Below are 15099 nucleotides of genomic sequence, written 5' to 3'. Positions count from 1 at the left end.
CATCGGCACTCCGGACCGCACCGATGCGTGGGTGCGCGACGCGGTGGCGGGTGGGGACCGGATCATGGGCTTCGGTCACCCCGTCTACCGCACCTACGATCCCCGGTCGGCCCTGCTGCGCCGGATCGCGAGGGAGCTCGGCGGGCCGCGGGTGAGCTTCGCCGAGCAGGTGGAGGAGACGGTGATGCGGGTGCTGGCCGAGCTCAAGCCGGGCCGGGAGCTGCACACCAACGTCGAGTTCTACGCCGGCGTGGTGATGGAGCAGTGCGGGCTGCCCCGGGAGCTGTTCACCCCGACCTTCGCCGCCAGCCGCACCGTCGGCTGGTGTGCCCACGTGCTCGAGCAGGCCTCCGACAACCGCATCATCCGTCCCAGCGCCCGCTACGTGGGGCCGCCCCCGCCCCAGGCCCTGCCGGTCTAGCTGTTAGTCGCCGCGGAGCTGCTGGAGGCGGGCGCTCATCTTGGCGTCGAGGGCGGCCCGCGCCCCGGGCAGCTCGTCGAGCAGCTCGCGGAACCGGCGGGCCGGGATCACGAACGCCCTCACCGAGGTCTCGGCGACGACCCGCGCCGAACGGTAGGAGTAGCCGGCGGCGCCCATCTCCCCGACCGGCTCCCCGGGCCCGATCATGTTGACGGGCGGGTCGTTGCCGCGCCGCACCTGGGCCAGGCCCTCCACGACCAGGAGGCAGTCCATGGCCACCTCGCCCTGGTCGACCAGCACCTGTCCGGGATCGAAGGTGCGCTGCTCGGCTACGGCGTCGGCCACCCGGCCGAGGTCGTCCGCGGACAGCCCGGAGAAGAAGTCGAACTTGGCCAGCTCAGCCAAGAGAGCGGCGCGCGCCGCGTCCTGAGGCACGGATGTGAGGTTAACGAGGAGCCTGGTTTCCCGCTTCGATAACTGCGGCGGTGGCCAGCAGCAGCTCCTCACCGCCTGCGGGAGCGACCAGCTGCAGGCCGGCCGGCAGCGGACCGGTCGTCGGCACGGGCAGTGACACCGCCGGCACCCCGGCCAGATTGAGGGGGTTGGTGAAGGTCGTGTAGCGCCGGCTCTCGGACTCCGCGAGGGGAGGCGGGAAGAAGCGCACCGTCGGCAGAACCAGCACCGGGGCCTGCTCGAACAGGGTCGCCAGCACCTCGCTCCACCGGCTCCGGAAGCGGCGGGCCTCGGCCACCCGGCCGGCTCCGAGGGCCGCTCCCTCCTCCAGCCGGTTCCTCACCGTGGCGCCGAGGCGGGCCCGCCGGGCCGGGTCGGCCAGCAGCGACGCGTTGGCGGCGGCCGCCTCGGAGTCGAGGATGACCGACGTCGCCTCGTAGGCGGCCACCCACTCGTCGACCCCGAGCTCCACCGTCTCGATCCCCGCCGCGGCCACGGCGCGGTCGACGGCGGCGTCGATGACGGGGTCGACGCCCACCAGCTCGGCCGGGCCGGCGGGCCGGAGGCGGGCGAGCAGTGGGGCAGCCGACCGGCCCGGCGTGAACCCGGGCTCGAGGAGGCTCATCCCTGCCGCCACCCCGGCCACGTCCCGGGCCATGGGGCCGACGGTGTCGAGGCTGCCCGCCAGCGGCCACACCCCGGCGAGGGACACCCGGCCGAACGTGGTCTTGAGACCCACCGTCCCGCAGAACGCCGACGGGACGCGTATCGACCCGCCGGTGTCGGACCCGTAGGCCAGGTCGGCGGCGCCGTCGGCCACCGCCACCGCCGAGCCGCTGGAGGACCCGCCCGGCACCAGCCGGGGGTCGAGGGGATTGACCGGGGTCCCGAACCACTCGTTGACCCCGGAGGCGCCGAAGGCGAGCTCGTAGAGGTTGGCCTTGCCCACCAGGCGGGCCCCGTCGGCCCGGGCCCCGGCCAGGCAGGCGGCGTCGGTCGGCGCGGGAGGCGCCGAGTCGGCCACGACCCGGCTGCCGGCCGTCGTCGGGACCCCCGCCACGTCGATGAGGTCCTTCACCGCCAGCAGCGGCCCGGGACCGGGCCCCGGTTCCAGGGCGGTTATGAAGGTGGCCATGTCCGAAGAGAATGCCAAGCCGTCCGCCGGTGAAGAGCCGGGACCAACTTCGTCACGACCCGGTTCCTCCAGGACGACCAGCTGGCCGTCTTCGCCGTGACCACCATGCGTGAGGTGGCCCTCGACCGGCCCCTGGGAGACGCCTGAGCGGACCGGCCCGGTTCAAGGTTTTTTCGCCGATTGACGATCTCCTGATGCTGTGGGGCGAGAGAAGTCGAATTCAGGACGGCGCGCGCTCGCGTTCATCGCGGGCACGCTGGCCGCGGCCAGCGGCGCATCGGTCGCGCTGGCGGCCGCAGGCGTGCCGGCGCCGGCCGCGGCGTCCACGACCCCGCCCAGCATCTCCGTGTCGGGCCACGGCTGGGGCCATGGCCGCGGCCTCGGGCAGTGGGGCGCCCTCGGCTACGCCCTCTCGGGGCAGAGCTACTCGTCGATCCTCTCCCACTTCTACGGCGGCACGACGATGGGATCGGTCGCCAACAGCTCGATCCGCGTCCGCATGGTGGAGAACGACGGCAACGACATCATCGTGACCTCGCAGTCGGCGTTCTCGGCGGCCGGTCACTCCCTCGGCGGGGGCCAGGCCGTTCTCATGCACCTCTCGGGTCCGGGCGTCTGGCAGGTCTCGACCGGGCCGAGCTGCGCCGGGCCCTGGACCGCGGCGGGCACGGGCACCGACGGCGGGACCTCGCCCACCGCGACGGTCGGCGCGGTGACGTCTGATCCCGCTGCGCCCCGTTCGCAGCTCCTGCAGCTCTGCACCACGTCGGGGAACCTCTACCTGCGCGGCGCCATCGCGGCCGCGGAGGTCGGCGGGGTGGCCCGCACGGTCAACGTCGTTCCGCTCGAGTCGTACCTGCGCGGGGTGGTGACGTCGGAGTCCCCGGCGTACTGGGGCGCGGTCGGCCCGGCGGGCCCCCAGGGCCAGGCCCAGGGGTTCCAGGCCCTCGAGGCCCAGGCGGTGGCGGCCCGCTCCTACGCCGTGGCCGACGAGCACGCCAACGGCGGGACGGGGTCGTACGGCTACGCCGACATCTGCGACACCACGTCGTGCCAGGTTTACCGGGGCGTCGCCGGCGAGGCGTCGCTCGGCAACGCCGCCGTGTCCGACACCGCCGGCCAGGTGCGCGTGACCGGCGCCGGCGCAGTGGTGTCCACCGAGTTCTCGTCGTCGAGCGGAGGGTGGACGTCGGGAGGGACGTTCCCCGCCGTCGAGGACGCCGGCGACAACGTCTGCGTCACCAGCGCGTGCAACCCCAACCACAACTGGACGGCGAGCGTGTCCCCCTCCGCCGTCCAGAGCGCCTACCCGAGCATCGGCACCTTCTCATCCGCCTCGGTCACAGGGCGAACGGGCCCGGCCGCCGCCGCCTGGGGTGGTCGCGTCACCCAGGTGCGGCTGTCCGGCAGCTCGGGCGCGGTGACGATCACCGGTGGGACCTTCGCCGCCAGGTTCGGGCTGAAGTCGGACTTCTTCGCCCTCGCCGGCGACGCCGGGGGAACGGGGTCGACCTCCACCTCCACGTCGACCACCTCGTCGACCTCCACGTCCACGTCGACGACCTCGACCACCGTTCCGCCCGCGCCCATCTTCCCGGGCGTGTCGGTGCGCGTGGCCGGCGCCGACCGCGACGGCACCGCGGTCGCGGCCTCGCGGGTGGCCTTCCCGGCCGGCGGGTCGGCCCACGCCGCCGTCCTGGCCCGCTCCGACGCCTACGCCGACGCCCTGGCCGGCGCCCCCCTGGCGGCGTCCAAGCACGGGCCCCTGCTCCTGACCGGACCGCTGGCCCTCGACCCCACGGCCCTGGCGGAGATCCAGCGGGCGGTGCCGGCCGGCGAGGTCATCTACGTGCTCGGCGGCACGGCGGCCGTCTCGCCCTCCATCGACACGGCCCTCATCTCGCACGGCTACAAGGTCGTGCGCATCGAGGGGAACACCCGCTACGCCACCGCGGTGGCGGTGGCCACCCAGCTCGGCAATCCCCACACCGTTTTCGAGGCGTCGGGCACCGACTTCCCCGACGGCCTCACGGCCGGACCGGCCGCCATCAGCCAGGGCGCGGCCGTGCTGCTCACCTCCGGACCGGGCCAGTCGTCCGAGACCGCGTCCTACCTCGCTGCCCACCCGGGGGACGTGCGCTTCGCCGTCGGGGCGCCCGCCGTCCACGCCGACCCCACCGCCCAGGCCCTGGCCGGGCCCGACCGGTACACCACCTCGGCGGCGGTGGCCGGGCGCTTCTTCGTCACCCCGTCGGTCATCGGGGCCGCCACCGGCACCAACTTCCCCGACGCCCTGGCTGCCGGGCCCGCCCTCGGGACCAGCGGCCCCCTCCTCCTCGTGCCCCCTTCGGGCCCGGTGCCCGATCCGATGGCCCGGTACCTGGCCGCGGTGCGGCCCGGGGTGCGCACCCTCGAGGCGTTCGGAGGCACCGACGCCCTGGCCCCGACGGCGCTCGGCGCCCTCCTCCGCTCCCTCGGCTGACCCCGGGTTGGCCCCCGGTTGACCCCGCGCTGACTCCCGCGATCGCCCCGGGGAGCAGGTCGGGGTAAGAATTCGCCCCCTGATGGGCTTCGTGGTCGCCGCGGTCGTCCTGCTGGTGGTTCTGCTGATCGTGAGCCTGATCCTCGGGGATCCCACCGTGCGCTCCGGCCCGACCGACCGGGGCGTGGCCCGGAAGCTGAGGACGGGGATGCGATGAGAGACAGAAGGTTGGGAGCGGCTCCGGCCGCGGTCGCCGTCCTGGTGGCCGTGGGAGCGGCGGCGTGCGGGCTGACGCCCGGCGCGGTCAACGCCATCAAGAAGGGCGGAGGCGTCGTGGCGGCCGGCGGGGCCGGGAGCGCGGGTGGGACGACCGGGGCCGGGGGCGCCACCGGCCCCGGGACGACCGGTGCCGGGCCGGCGGGGTCGACCGGCCTTGCTCCGGGCTCGGGCGGCGCCCTGGGGGAAACGGGCGGGGCCCCGGCCGGCGGGGGCGGCTCGCTCGGGACCGGTACAGGGAGTGGGTCGACGGGCGGGGGCACCACGGCGGGAGCGCCCGGGAGCACGGGGGGCACGGCCGCCCCGGCGCCCGGGAACCCGAACGCCCCCTATCAGCGGGTCGGGATCTCCGCCACGACCATCCGCCTCGGGCTCCACGCCCCCCAGACGGGGGCGGCGCCCGTGCCGCTACAGGCCTTCGCCACCGGCTCCAAGCTGTTCTGGGAGAACCACAAGCTGTTCGGCCGCCAGGTGGTCGTGGACTTCCTCGACGACCAGTACAACCCGTCGGTGGCCCGGTCGGCATGTGAGCAGCTGTCCCGGAAGGACTTCCTGATCCTCGGCGGAGCCGGTACCGACCAGATCCAGGCGTGCGCCACCGACCCGGTGCTGGCCTCGAGCCACACCCCCTATCTGTCGGCCGGGGTCACGACCAACGGGCTCAACAACCTGTCGAACTACTTCGCCATCAGCCAGACCTATGCGGCCCAGGCCCCCGAGGTCTGGACCATGGCCAACCAGCTGTTCGCCAACCCGGCCAAGGGCAAGTGGGCGGTGCTCACCGAGCAGACCCCGAACTTCGACGACGTCACCTCCGCCATGTCCCAGGTGCTGTCCCAGCACCACGTCTCGTTCACGGTGATCCGCTCCCCCAAGGTGTTCCAGCAGTCCGACGCCGACACCGCCATCAGCAGGGCCAAGCAGTTCGGGGCCACGACCGTCTTCCTCGACATCGACCCCAACTTCTGGATCGACCTGGTCCGTTCCGCCTCGCAGCAGCTCTACACCCCGGCGTGGGTGGGCCCCGGAATCACCAACGGGGAGGACCTGGTGGCCGCCCCGGTGTGTGGAGAGCAGCCGACGATCAGCGCCGGGTTTCTCTCCCCGTTCTTCGGGCTGGACCGCCAGCCCCCCGGGTTCACCAACGAGAGCAACCCGGCTCCCGACGCCGCTCCCGCCGAGCGGGACCTGGAGATGCTGGTCTACGCCACCAACGAGGCCGAGTACTACATGCTCAACTCGCTGGGCAGCATCGACAAGCTCACCCGGGACAACTTCATCGGCGCCATGCCGAAGTTCACCGCCCCCTTCGGGCCCCAGCTCGACGTCCTCCCGACCATCAACTTCAAGGGCGGCCACTTCGGGGGCACCGGGGCGTGGATCGAGAAGCTGGACTGCTCGAAGACCCAGTACGTCACGGTGGGCAGCGCTCCTTTGAGCTCGTGACCGGCTGATGCACGCCGTGGTGGCGTCGGTCGGAGGATCGATCGGCGTCCCGATCGCCAACGGGCTGGTCAACGGCTGCCTCTGGGGGCTGCTGGCCATCGGGATCGTGCTGATCTACAAGGCCAACGGCATCTTCAACTTCGCCCAGGGGGAGTTCGGGTCGATGGCGGCGCTGATCGCCGTGTCGGCCGTCGACGGCCTGGGCCCGTTCCCGAAGCTCCCCCTCGCGGTGGCGATGGTGCTGGGGCTGGTGGCGGGGACGGGTTGCGGCCTGCTCACCGAGCGGCTGGTGATCAGGCCCCTCTTCCGGGCGCCCCGGGCCACCCTGCTCGTGGCCACGGCGGGCGTGGCCCTGTTCTTCGCCAGCATGCAGGCGCTGTTCACCGGCACCGACCTCTCCCACGTCTTCCCGGCCCTCGGGGGTCACAGCCGCTTCGCCCTGTTCGGGTCGGTGACCTCGCCCGACGCCTACGTGTTCGGCTGGACCCAGATCACCCGGGTGCTGGTGCTGCTGGCGGTGGCCGTCCTGGCGGTGGTGTTCTTCCGCACCCGGTACGGACTCGGCATCCTGGCCGTGTCGCAGGACCCGGTGGCGGCCAACACCGTGGGGATCAACGTCAACCGGATCTCGATGCTGACGTGGTCGCTGGCCGGGCTGCTCGGGGCGGCGGCCGGACTCATCGACGTTCCCGGCGGCCCCTACCAGCCCGGGCTGGTCAGCGGGATCCTGACGGGGGTCGGTCCGCTGGTCTTCGCGTTCATTGGCGCCGTGCTCGGGGGCATGACCAGCCTGCCCGGTGCCTTCGTCGGCTCCATTGCCCTCGGGCTGATCGACTCGTTCGGGGGCCGCTACATGCCCGCATCGGTCCCCGGCGGGGACGCCCTCGTGATCTTCGGGACCCTGCTGCTCGTGCTGCTGTTCCGGCCCACCGGTCTCCTGGGGCGGGAGACGTGACCACCGGCTCGCTGGCGTCGGCGCCCGGCGGCCTGCTCCGTCCCGGCCTGGTGGACCGGGACACGGCGGCGGCCAACGGGTGGCGCGCCCTGGCGTGGCTGGGGCTGGCCGGAGCGGCGATCGCCGTGGGGCTGGCCGGTCCCAACGTGGCCCGCCACGGCACCACCGCCGCCGTCTACGCCCTGGCCGGGCTGTCGCTGAACATCATCCTCGGGTACACGGGTCAGCTCTCCCTCGGGCACCAGGGGCTGGTGGGGACGGGGGCGCTCTTCGCCGCCTACGTGAGCACGGCCCACGGCCTGCCGTTCCCGGTGGCGCTGGCGGTCGGGGCGCTGACCGGCGGGATGTCGGCGGCGCTGGTCGGCTTCGTCGCTCTCCGGATCAGCGGCCTGTACCTGGCCCTGATCACCCTCGTGTTCGGCCTGACCCTGGAGCAGTCGCTGTTCGAGCTGTCGACGTTCACCGGCGGCGGCGCCGGCGAGGCCGCCAACCGGCCGGCGTCGCTGCTGCCCGAGAACCGCTACTACTACGTCTGCCTGCTTGTGGTCGTGGCCGTGTGCTACCTCGACTCCCGTCTCACCCGCTCCAAGGGGGGCCGGGCCTTCAAGGCCATCAAGGAGGACGAGCGGGTGGCCGCCGCCATGGGCGTGAACGTGGTGGGCTACAAGCTGCTGGCGTTCACCCTCTCCGGGATGGTGGCCGGGGTGGCCGGCGCCCTCTTCTCGTTCGCGACCCAGCAGTTCGTCGGCAGCGACTTCGACTTCCGCCTGGCGCTGGTGTTCGTGCTCATGACCGTGGTCGGGGGGGCCGGGTCACGGGCGGGGGTGGTGGCGGGATCGATCCTGTTCGCGGTCCTGCACGACTTCATCGCCAGCTTCGGCCCGTTCAAGTCGTTCGCCGACCTGTTCCCGACCCAGACCGGCGCCAACATCCTCCAGTTCGGGCCCGACCTTCTCGGCGCCCTGCTCCTCCTGCTCACGCTGGCGTTCAACCCGGGCGGGCTGGCCCAGCAGCTGGCCCCGGTGGTGCGGTGGATGACGGGGGGACCGTTCCGGGCGCCGTCCGGGGGCGGGGCCCCGGGGGCGTCGGGGGACTCGGGCGCGGCGGGCGCGTCGGCGCCCGGGGCGGTGGGGCCCTGATGCTCGAGATCCGGGATCTGGCGATCCGCTTCGGGGGCCTGCAGGCCCTGGACGGGCTCACCATGAGCATCGGCGAGTGGGAGATCGTCGGGCTCATCGGCCCCAACGGCGCCGGTAAGACGACCGCCTTCAACTGCATCACCGGCGTGTACCGGCCCAACCGCGGGCATGTGGTCTTCAAGGGCCGGGACGTGACCCTCCTGCCGGCCCACCGCCGGGCCGCCCTCGGGTTCGGGCGCACCTTCCAGAACGTCGGCATGGTCAAGACCGCCACCGCCCGCGAGAACCTGCGCACCGCCCAGCACCTGAAGGCGGGCTACTCGGTCCTGTCGGGGATCCTCGGTACGGGCACGTCGCTGTCCGAGGAGCGCGTGTTAACGGCGCGGGCCGACGCCATCCTCGACCTGCTCGGGCTGACCGAGGTGCGCGACACCGTGATCTCGGGCCTCCCCTACGGCGTCCTCAAGCTCCTCGAGCTCGGCTGCGCCCTGGCCACCGACCCCGAGATCCTTCTCCTCGACGAGCCGTCATCGGGCATGGGCCCGGAGGAGGCCCACCAGCTGGGGGAGCGCCTGGCCTTCCTCCGCCGCGAGTTCGGCCTCACCATGCTCCTCATCGAGCACCACGTCCCCCTCGTCACCAGCCTCTGTGACTACGTGTACGTCCTGAACTTCGGGCGGCTGCTGGCGGAGGGCTCCCCCGAGCACATCAAGAACCACCCCGACGTGGTGGCGGCCTATCTGGGCGGGGAGGCCGAGGGCGCCCTGGAGGCGGCGGCCACCGAGGGCGAGGCGGCCGTCTCGTGAGCCTGCTCGAGGTCTCCGACCTCCGTACCGGCTACGGGAACCTCCCCGTCCTCCACGGGGTGTCGTTCTCCATCGAGGAGGGCAGCACCGCCGTCGTGTTCGGCCTCAACGGGGCGGGGAAGACCACGACCGTCAACACGATCGCCGGGCTGCTGGCGCCTTGGAGCGGATCGATCCGCTTCGCCGGGAAGGAGATCGGGGGGCTCGAGCCCTCGGAGATCGTGCAGCTCGGCGTGGCCCTTTCCCCCGAGGGACGCAGGGTCTTCCCCGCCCTCAGCGTCCGCAAGAACCTCGAGCTCGGGGCCTGGACCCGCCGGTCGGGAACCCGCCAGGTGATGGAGAAGGTCTTCGGCTACTTCCCGCGCCTGGAGGAGCGGGCCGGTCAGCTGGCCGGCACCCTCTCCGGCGGCGAGCAGCAGATGCTGGCGATCGGCCGGGCCCTCATGGCCCAGCCCCGCCTCCTGCTGGTCGACGAGGCGTCGCTCGGCCTGTCACCCCTGCTGGCGCAGACGGTCTTCTCGATCGTGCACCAGATCAACGACGACGGCGTCACCGTGATCCTGGTCGAGCAGAACATCGGGGTCCTCCCCTACGCCGACCAGGCCCTGATCATGGAGAAGGGTTCGATCAACTACGACGGGCGGGGCGCCGACCTGGAGCGGTCGGGCAACCTGCGCGAGGTCTACCTGGGCTGAGCGGTCGCAGTCCGGCCCGGGTCCTCCCGCCTCACCGGGGACACCCCGAGGCCGGATCACCTCTCCGTCCCCACCCCCCGAAACATGAGATGTGCTGCCGTATATGAACTTTCATATACGGCACGATTTTCTCGACGTGTCGTGGTCGCAGCAACACCCGCGGCGCTGACCCGTCGCCGGTTCGGGTGCTGCTGGTGCTTCTCCGGCCACCTACCGTCCCAATTGGCGCGGCATATGAGGAATTTCACATACGACACGGGAATTCCATTTCGCGGGTGGTCCCCCTCCCGGAGGCCAGATCCGCCCGCCGGGGCGGCGTCGACCCGGCTCTATGAGTCGGGCTTGCAGATCCGGCACGGCGCGAGCCCCCGCTCCTGGGCCTCGGCCGGCGTCAGATACTCGGCGTCGTCGCGTCCCTCGACCAGGCGGCAGTCGGGCCGGTGGTAGGAGGACGCTCCCGCCACCACCATCCCCGGCGCCGCCGCGGCCCGGGCCCCCCCGCCCCCGGCGGCCATGGCGCGCACGGCGTCGCTCAGCTCCTCGAGCCGGGCCTCGAGCCGGGCCCGGTCGGTCCGGTGCGACTGGGTGACCATCAGGGCCGCGCCGATCACGACCAGCGCCACCCCGAGACACCCGCCTGAGATCAGCCAGGGGATCTGGGCCCGGATGTCGGGGACCCCGTTGACGTAGGAGCCGCTTCCGGCGGCCCCGTTCCACCCGATGCCGATCACCAGCAGGCCGGCCGCCACCAGCACCACGGCCACCGTGCCCCCGAACGGGCCGATCGAGACGTCCGACAACCGGGCGAAGCGGCCCTCTGGCCCCCTCCCCTCCTCCCGCCCGCTGGCGGGGCCGGCCTCGGCCGTGGTGTGGGTGGCGATCATGGCCCCTCCGGTTCCGTGGCCGGCTCGGCTGACGTCGCTGCCGGTTCGTCGTGATGCTGGCGCCGCGGATCGTAGCCACGCCCCAAAATTCGGGTCAGATCTTGCCGCCCCCGTCGACGACCAGGGTCTGGCCGGTCATGTAGCTGCTGGCCGGGCTGACGAGGAAGGCCACCGCCCCGTCGAGCTCCTCCATCCGGCCCAGCCGCTGCATGGGGACGATGGCTTCGTAACGGGTCCGCAGGTCATCGGACTCGAACAGCTCGGCCGTCATCTCCGTGGGGAACATGCCCGGACAGAGGGCGTTCACCCGGATCCCGTAGCGGGCCCACTGCAGGGCCAGCTCGCGCGTCAGGCCGACCAGCCCCGACTTGGCCGCCACGTAGCTGGCCTGGGGCAGGAACGGGGTGGACATGAAGGCGGCGGCCGAGGCCACGTTCAGGATCACCCCTCCGTTGCCCGCCTCCCTGATCTGGAGGGCGGCGGCCCGGGCCAGCTCGAAGGGGGCCACCAGGTCGACGTTCACGACCTCTCCGAACTGGTCCGCACCCTCCCTGATGGCGGGGGCGGGCCGGCCCACGCCGGCGTTGGCCACGGCGATGTCGACCCGCCCGAACACCTCCACCGCCCGCTCGACCAGGGCCTCGGAGGCGCCGGGCTCGCTCACGTCGCACGCCACCGCCTCGGCCCGGGTCAGCTCGGCGGCCAGGGCCTCGATCCGGTCCTTGCGGCGGGCCGACACGACCACCGCCGCCCCCAGGGCGTCGAGGACGCGGGCGATGCGCACGCCGATCCCGGAGCTGGCCCCGGTCACCACGGCCACCTGGCCGTCCAGCCGGAACTGCCCCATCGGGTCCACTGCGGTCATGCCCGGAACCTACGCCGGGGCTCAGGGCAGGCGGAGAGTCAGCCACTCCACCCGGGCTCCCGCCACGCACTCGGCGACGAGGAGGCCGGGGTCGTCACCGTCGCCGTCCGGGGCGGCCATGGTCACGAACGAGACCCCCCGCAATGAGGGCGAGGCCCGGTCTTTCACCTCGGTGTGTCCGTCGAAGACCACGAAGGCGACCGGGTCACCGACGAACCGGGCGTCGGACGCCTCGAACGGGAAGGCGTCGACCACGCCGGCGAACCCCTCGGCCACCTCGGCTTTGATCCCGCCCCGGGCCGCGGCGAGCGTGCGGTGCCGGATGCCGGCCCGTTCGTCGGCCCGCCACGCTTCGAAGCGGTCCCGGGCCCGAGCCGCGGCCGATCGGTGCAGCAGCACGGCGGTGAGCACGATCCCCGCCACCACTCCGAACAGAGCCGCGATCAGGAGATCAGCCACGGCGCGCTCCGGTCCCGGCCCCGACCTGGTGCCAGGAGTACCGCCCCTTGGCCACGCAGTCCCGGACCCGGCGCTGCACGGTGGTCAGCGACGAGGCGCCGGTCTTGACGTCGACCAGCACGATCCGGCGCAGGGTGTCCCGTCTCCCGGCCGTCACCTCCCGGTAGCCGTCGAAGACCACGAAGTCGACGGGGGTGCCGATGAAGCGGGCGTCGGCGGGGTCGAAAGGAAACAGGGTCGTGACCGGCGCCAGCTGCTCCGACGCCCGCCCGTGGAGGACGGCCCGGCTCCGCAGCAGGCTGTCCTGTCTGATGGCGTCGCTCGTGGCGGCCTGCCACCGCTCCAGCTGGCGACGGGCCCAGCGGTCGACGCGCCGGCGGAGCAGCAGCCAGCCGAGGACGACGCCGGTCACGACGCCCACGAGAACTGCGGTCGCGGTCATGGGCCCGGAAGGTACCGACGGCCTGTGACGCCGCCCGGCCCTGCTTGGCCACAATGACCCGTTCGGGCTATAGCTGAGCGCCCGGCCCGGGCGGCACCGTGGGGGCCGATGTCCCGCATGCGACGAACCGCTCTGGCCGGCGCGCTCCTGGTCGGCCCGGCCGCTGCTCCCCTGGTCCTTCCCGGTGGGACCGCTACCGCCGCGTCCGGGGTTATTCAGGTGAGCACCGACGTCTTCACCAACACCTCCTCGGAGCACGGCACCGAGGTCGAGCCCGACACCTTCGCTTACGGATCGACGATCGTGGCCGCCTTCCAGTCCGGCCGGTTCTTCGGCGGAGGCTCCTCGGACATCGCGTGGGCCACCTCGACCGATGGCGGGTCTTCGTGGACGCGTGGCTCCCTCCCGGGTACCACGGTGTACGCCGGCGGAGGCTTCGACCGGGTGAGCGACCCGTCGGTGGCCCACGACGCCCGCCACGGGAGATGGCTGGTCGCGTCGCTGGCCCTCAAGGGCACCGGGGGCGCAGGGGTGCTCGTCAGCGCCGGACCCGACGGGATCAGCTGGTCCCCGCCCGTCGCGGTGACGGCGCAGTCCGGACCTGACAAGGAATGGATCACCTGCGACGACTCCGTCACCAGCCCCGACTACGGCAACTGCTACGTGCAGTGGGACAACAACGCCCAGGGCAACCGGATCTACATGAGCACCTCGAGCGACGGGGGTTCGACCTGGGGGGCGGCCACGACGGTCTCGGGCGGCATCACCGGGATCGGCGGCCAGCCGGTGGTCCAGCCCAACGGCACCGTGGTGGTCCCGCTCGACAACGCGTCCGAGAGCGCCCTCGGCGCCTTCGAGTCCACCGACGGTGGTGCGAGCTGGGGGCCCGTCGCCACCATCACCAGCATCACTTCGCACGACGTGGCTGGGGCGCTGCGGACCAGCCCCCTGCCCTCCGCCGGCGTCGACGGGGCCGGGAACGTCTACGTGGCGTGGCAGGACTGCCGCTTCCGGCCGGGCTGCGCCGCCAACGACATAGTCATGACCCGTTCGGCCGACGGCGTTCACTGGAGCGCCGTCACCCGGGTCCCGATCAGCGCCGTCTCCGGCGCCGAGGACGACTTCATCCCCGGCCTGGGTGTGGATCCGGCGACCTCTGGGGCCACGGCCCGCCTGGCCCTCACCTACTACTTCTATCCCTCGGCGTCCTGCACGGCGTCGACCTGCCAGCTCGAGGTCGGCTACACCGCCTCGCCGGACGCCGGCCAGGACTGGAGCGCCCCCACGGTGGTCGCCGGGCCCATGACTCTCGGGTCCCTCGCCTCCACCAACCAGGGCTCCATGGTCGGCGACTACCAGTCCACGTCGTTCGTCGGGCCGGCTCCGGGCGTTCCCTACGGGGTCTTCGCCGTTGCCGCTCCGCCGAACGGGAGCACACTGAACGAGGCGATGGACGCCTTCGGCGGGACCGTGCCTCCCGCCTCGTCCCCCGACTTCTCGCTCGGCGTCAGTCCCTCCAGCGCTACGGTGACCGCCGGCCACCCCGCTACCTACGGGGTGACGGTGACCCCGAGCGGCGGATTCGGCGATTCGGTGGCGCTGTCGGCGTCCGGGCTGCCGACCGGCGCCCAGGCCACGTTCACCCCGGGCTCGACGTCCTCCGGCTCGACCCTGACGGTGACGACGGCGAGTGACCTGGCGGCCCAGTCGTACCCGTTCACCATCACCGGCCAGGACGGCGCCCTGACCCACTCCGTCCCGGCCACCCTCGTCGTCCAGGTCGCCAACACCCCCGGATACACGCAGTCGGTGTCACCGTCCTCGCGGACGATCAACCAGGGCCAGAAGACCACCTACAAGGTCACGATCCACCCCATCAACGGGTTTAACCAGCCGGTCAGCCTGGCGGTGACGGGCCTGCCCACCGGCGCCATCGTCACCTGGAACCCGAATCCCACCCGCAATTCGTCGAACCTGACGGTCCACACCTCGCCCGACGGCGGGACGGGAAGTTTCACCCTGACGGTCACCGGCACGGCGCCGGGCGGGCAGGAGCAGTCAGCCGGCGCCGGCCTGACCGTCAAGCTGCGGACCGGCCACCTCTGGGACCAGCCCGCCGACGGACCCGACTAGGCCCGTGGGCGGGCCCGGTGGGGGACGTCACCGGGGGTAGCCTTTCCCCGGGTTCCGGCATCTGACCGGCCATCCGGGGACGTAGCTCAGCTGGCTAGAGCACCTGCTTTGCAAGCAGGGGGTCGTGGGTTCGAGTCCCATCGTCTCCACTCACCGGAGCCGGGGACCGTCCCCGTCGGGCGGCCACGGCGCCACTCCCTCCTCGAGGGGCACGCCGATGGTGCGCAGCTGGGCCGCCACCATCCCCCAGACGCCGACGACGGAGATCACCTCCAGCAGCACTCTGGGGTCGGAGCTCACATGCCCGAGACAGGCGTCCCAGGTGTCGTCGCCGATCCTCCCGTCGGCAAGCGTCTCGTCCACCGCGGCCAGGACCGCCCGCTCGGCCGGACCGAAGTCGGGGTGGTCCCGCCACTCGCGCACGCCGGCGAGGTCCGACTCGGTGAGGCCCAGGCCGAGGGCGATGCGCCAGTGCTGGGTCCACTCGTATTCCGACCCGGTCACCCAC

Annotated in this window: 16 protein-coding genes and 1 tRNA gene; 10 read left to right on the top strand and 7 right to left on the bottom strand. The window is 72.7% G+C overall.

Going from position 1 to position 15099, the window contains the following annotated elements; all coding sequences use genetic code 11:
- Positions 1-421 (top strand): citrate/2-methylcitrate synthase (locus tag VFW24_04240; protein ID HEX5265958.1); only part of this gene is annotated, 421 nt, incomplete at its 5' end.
- Between the two features lie 3 nt (positions 422-424).
- Here the strand turns inward: VFW24_04240 and VFW24_04235 are convergent.
- Both VFW24_04235 and VFW24_04230 read right to left on the bottom strand, forming a co-directional pair.
- Positions 425-856, bottom strand: coding sequence for a Crp/Fnr family transcriptional regulator (locus tag VFW24_04235; protein HEX5265957.1), 432 nt, complete (start codon positions 854-856; stop codon positions 425-427).
- A 10-nt stretch (positions 857-866) separates the two neighbouring features.
- A complete protein-coding gene (locus VFW24_04230; protein HEX5265956.1) occupies positions 867-2009 on the bottom strand; it encodes an amidase in 1143 nt (380 codons plus the stop codon).
- 301 nt (positions 2010-2310) lie between these two features.
- On the opposite strand from VFW24_04230, the gene VFW24_04225 reads away from it, so the two are divergent.
- From VFW24_04225 to VFW24_04195, 7 genes are all read left to right on the top strand, one after another.
- The gene (locus tag VFW24_04225) at positions 2311-4491 is read left to right on the top strand and encodes a cell wall-binding repeat-containing protein (GenBank protein ID HEX5265955.1); all 2181 of its coding nucleotides are present in this window, start codon (positions 2311-2313) and stop codon (positions 4489-4491) included.
- Between the two features lie 82 nt (positions 4492-4573).
- Entirely contained in the window at positions 4574-4708 is a 135-nt protein-coding gene (locus VFW24_04220; GenBank protein HEX5265954.1) for a hypothetical protein, read from the top strand.
- Between the two features lie 11 nt (positions 4709-4719).
- Positions 4720-6213, top strand: a complete 1494-nt coding sequence (locus VFW24_04215) for an ABC transporter substrate-binding protein (GenBank protein HEX5265953.1) — start codon at positions 4720-4722, stop codon at positions 6211-6213.
- 7 nt (positions 6214-6220) lie between these two features.
- Positions 6221-7168: a branched-chain amino acid ABC transporter permease gene (locus tag VFW24_04210; GenBank protein ID HEX5265952.1), complete on the top strand. Its 948-nt coding sequence runs from the start codon at positions 6221-6223 to the stop codon at positions 7166-7168.
- Positions 7165-8307, top strand: coding sequence for a branched-chain amino acid ABC transporter permease (locus VFW24_04205; GenBank protein HEX5265951.1), 1143 nt, complete (start codon positions 7165-7167; stop codon positions 8305-8307). The genes VFW24_04210 and VFW24_04205 overlap by 4 nt, the downstream gene beginning before the upstream one ends.
- Positions 8307-9113: an ABC transporter ATP-binding protein gene (locus VFW24_04200; protein ID HEX5265950.1), complete on the top strand. Its 807-nt coding sequence runs from the start codon at positions 8307-8309 to the stop codon at positions 9111-9113. Before VFW24_04205 ends, VFW24_04200 begins: the two co-directional genes overlap by 1 nt.
- Positions 9110-9808: an ABC transporter ATP-binding protein gene (locus VFW24_04195; protein HEX5265949.1), complete on the top strand. Its 699-nt coding sequence runs from the start codon at positions 9110-9112 to the stop codon at positions 9806-9808. The genes VFW24_04200 and VFW24_04195 overlap by 4 nt, the downstream gene beginning before the upstream one ends.
- A gap of 329 nt (positions 9809-10137) precedes the next feature.
- On the opposite strand, the gene VFW24_04190 is transcribed toward VFW24_04195, so the two are convergent.
- The 4 genes from VFW24_04190 to VFW24_04175 all read right to left on the bottom strand — a co-directional run bounded on the left by VFW24_04190 (position 10138) and on the right by VFW24_04175 (position 12458).
- A complete protein-coding gene (locus tag VFW24_04190; protein HEX5265948.1) occupies positions 10138-10692 on the bottom strand; it encodes a hypothetical protein in 555 nt (184 codons plus the stop codon).
- 94 nt (positions 10693-10786) lie between these two features.
- On the bottom strand, positions 10787-11557 hold the full coding sequence (locus VFW24_04185; GenBank protein HEX5265947.1) for an SDR family oxidoreductase: 771 nt from the start codon (positions 11555-11557) through the stop codon (positions 10787-10789).
- A gap of 21 nt (positions 11558-11578) precedes the next feature.
- Positions 11579-12016 carry a Holliday junction resolvase-like protein gene (locus tag VFW24_04180; protein ID HEX5265946.1) on the bottom strand — a complete coding sequence of 146 codons (438 nt, stop codon included), beginning with the start codon at positions 12014-12016 and terminating at the stop codon, positions 11579-11581.
- On the bottom strand, positions 12009-12458 hold the full coding sequence (locus tag VFW24_04175) for a Holliday junction resolvase-like protein (protein ID HEX5265945.1): 450 nt from the start codon (positions 12456-12458) through the stop codon (positions 12009-12011). The genes VFW24_04180 and VFW24_04175 overlap by 8 nt, the downstream gene beginning before the upstream one ends.
- Positions 12459-12677: 219 nt before the next feature.
- On the opposite strand from VFW24_04175, the gene VFW24_04170 reads away from it, so the two are divergent.
- Entirely contained in the window at positions 12678-14591 is a 1914-nt protein-coding gene (locus tag VFW24_04170; protein ID HEX5265944.1) for an exo-alpha-sialidase, read from the top strand.
- A gap of 75 nt (positions 14592-14666) precedes the next feature.
- A tRNA-Ala gene (locus tag VFW24_04165) sits at positions 14667-14740 on the top strand.
- 1 nt (position 14741) lies between these two features.
- Here the strand turns inward: VFW24_04165 and VFW24_04160 are convergent.
- Positions 14742-15099, bottom strand: a 358-nt coding sequence (locus VFW24_04160; GenBank protein HEX5265943.1) for a carboxymuconolactone decarboxylase family protein, incomplete at its 5' end; no start/stop codon positions are given.

It is taken from the genome of Acidimicrobiales bacterium (genome assembly GCA_036273495.1).
Lineage (GTDB): Bacteria > Actinomycetota > Acidimicrobiia > Acidimicrobiales > JAJPHE01 > DASSEU01.
This window is presented reverse-complemented; position numbering and strand designations above follow the sequence as displayed.

What these genes read in the sequence shown, in the direction of transcription:
- VFW24_04190 (HEX5265948.1), bottom strand. Translation starts at nt 10,692, where the DNA reads ATGATCGCCACCCACACCACGGCCGAGGCCGGCCCCGCCAGCGGGCGG.
- VFW24_04220 (HEX5265954.1), top strand. Translation starts at nt 4,574, where the DNA reads ATGGGCTTCGTGGTCGCCGCGGTCGTCCTGCTGGTGGTTCTGCTGATC.
- VFW24_04185 (HEX5265947.1), bottom strand. Translation starts at nt 11,557, where the DNA reads ATGACCGCAGTGGACCCGATGGGGCAGTTCCGGCTGGACGGCCAGGTG.
- VFW24_04230 (HEX5265956.1), bottom strand. Translation starts at nt 2,009, where the DNA reads ATGGCCACCTTCATAACCGCCCTGGAACCGGGGCCCGGTCCCGGGCCG.
- VFW24_04200 (HEX5265950.1), top strand. Translation starts at nt 8,307, where the DNA reads ATGCTCGAGATCCGGGATCTGGCGATCCGCTTCGGGGGCCTGCAGGCC.
- VFW24_04175 (HEX5265945.1), bottom strand. Translation starts at nt 12,458, where the DNA reads ATGACCGCGACCGCAGTTCTCGTGGGCGTCGTGACCGGCGTCGTCCTC.
- VFW24_04210 (HEX5265952.1), top strand. Translation starts at nt 6,221, where the DNA reads ATGCACGCCGTGGTGGCGTCGGTCGGAGGATCGATCGGCGTCCCGATC.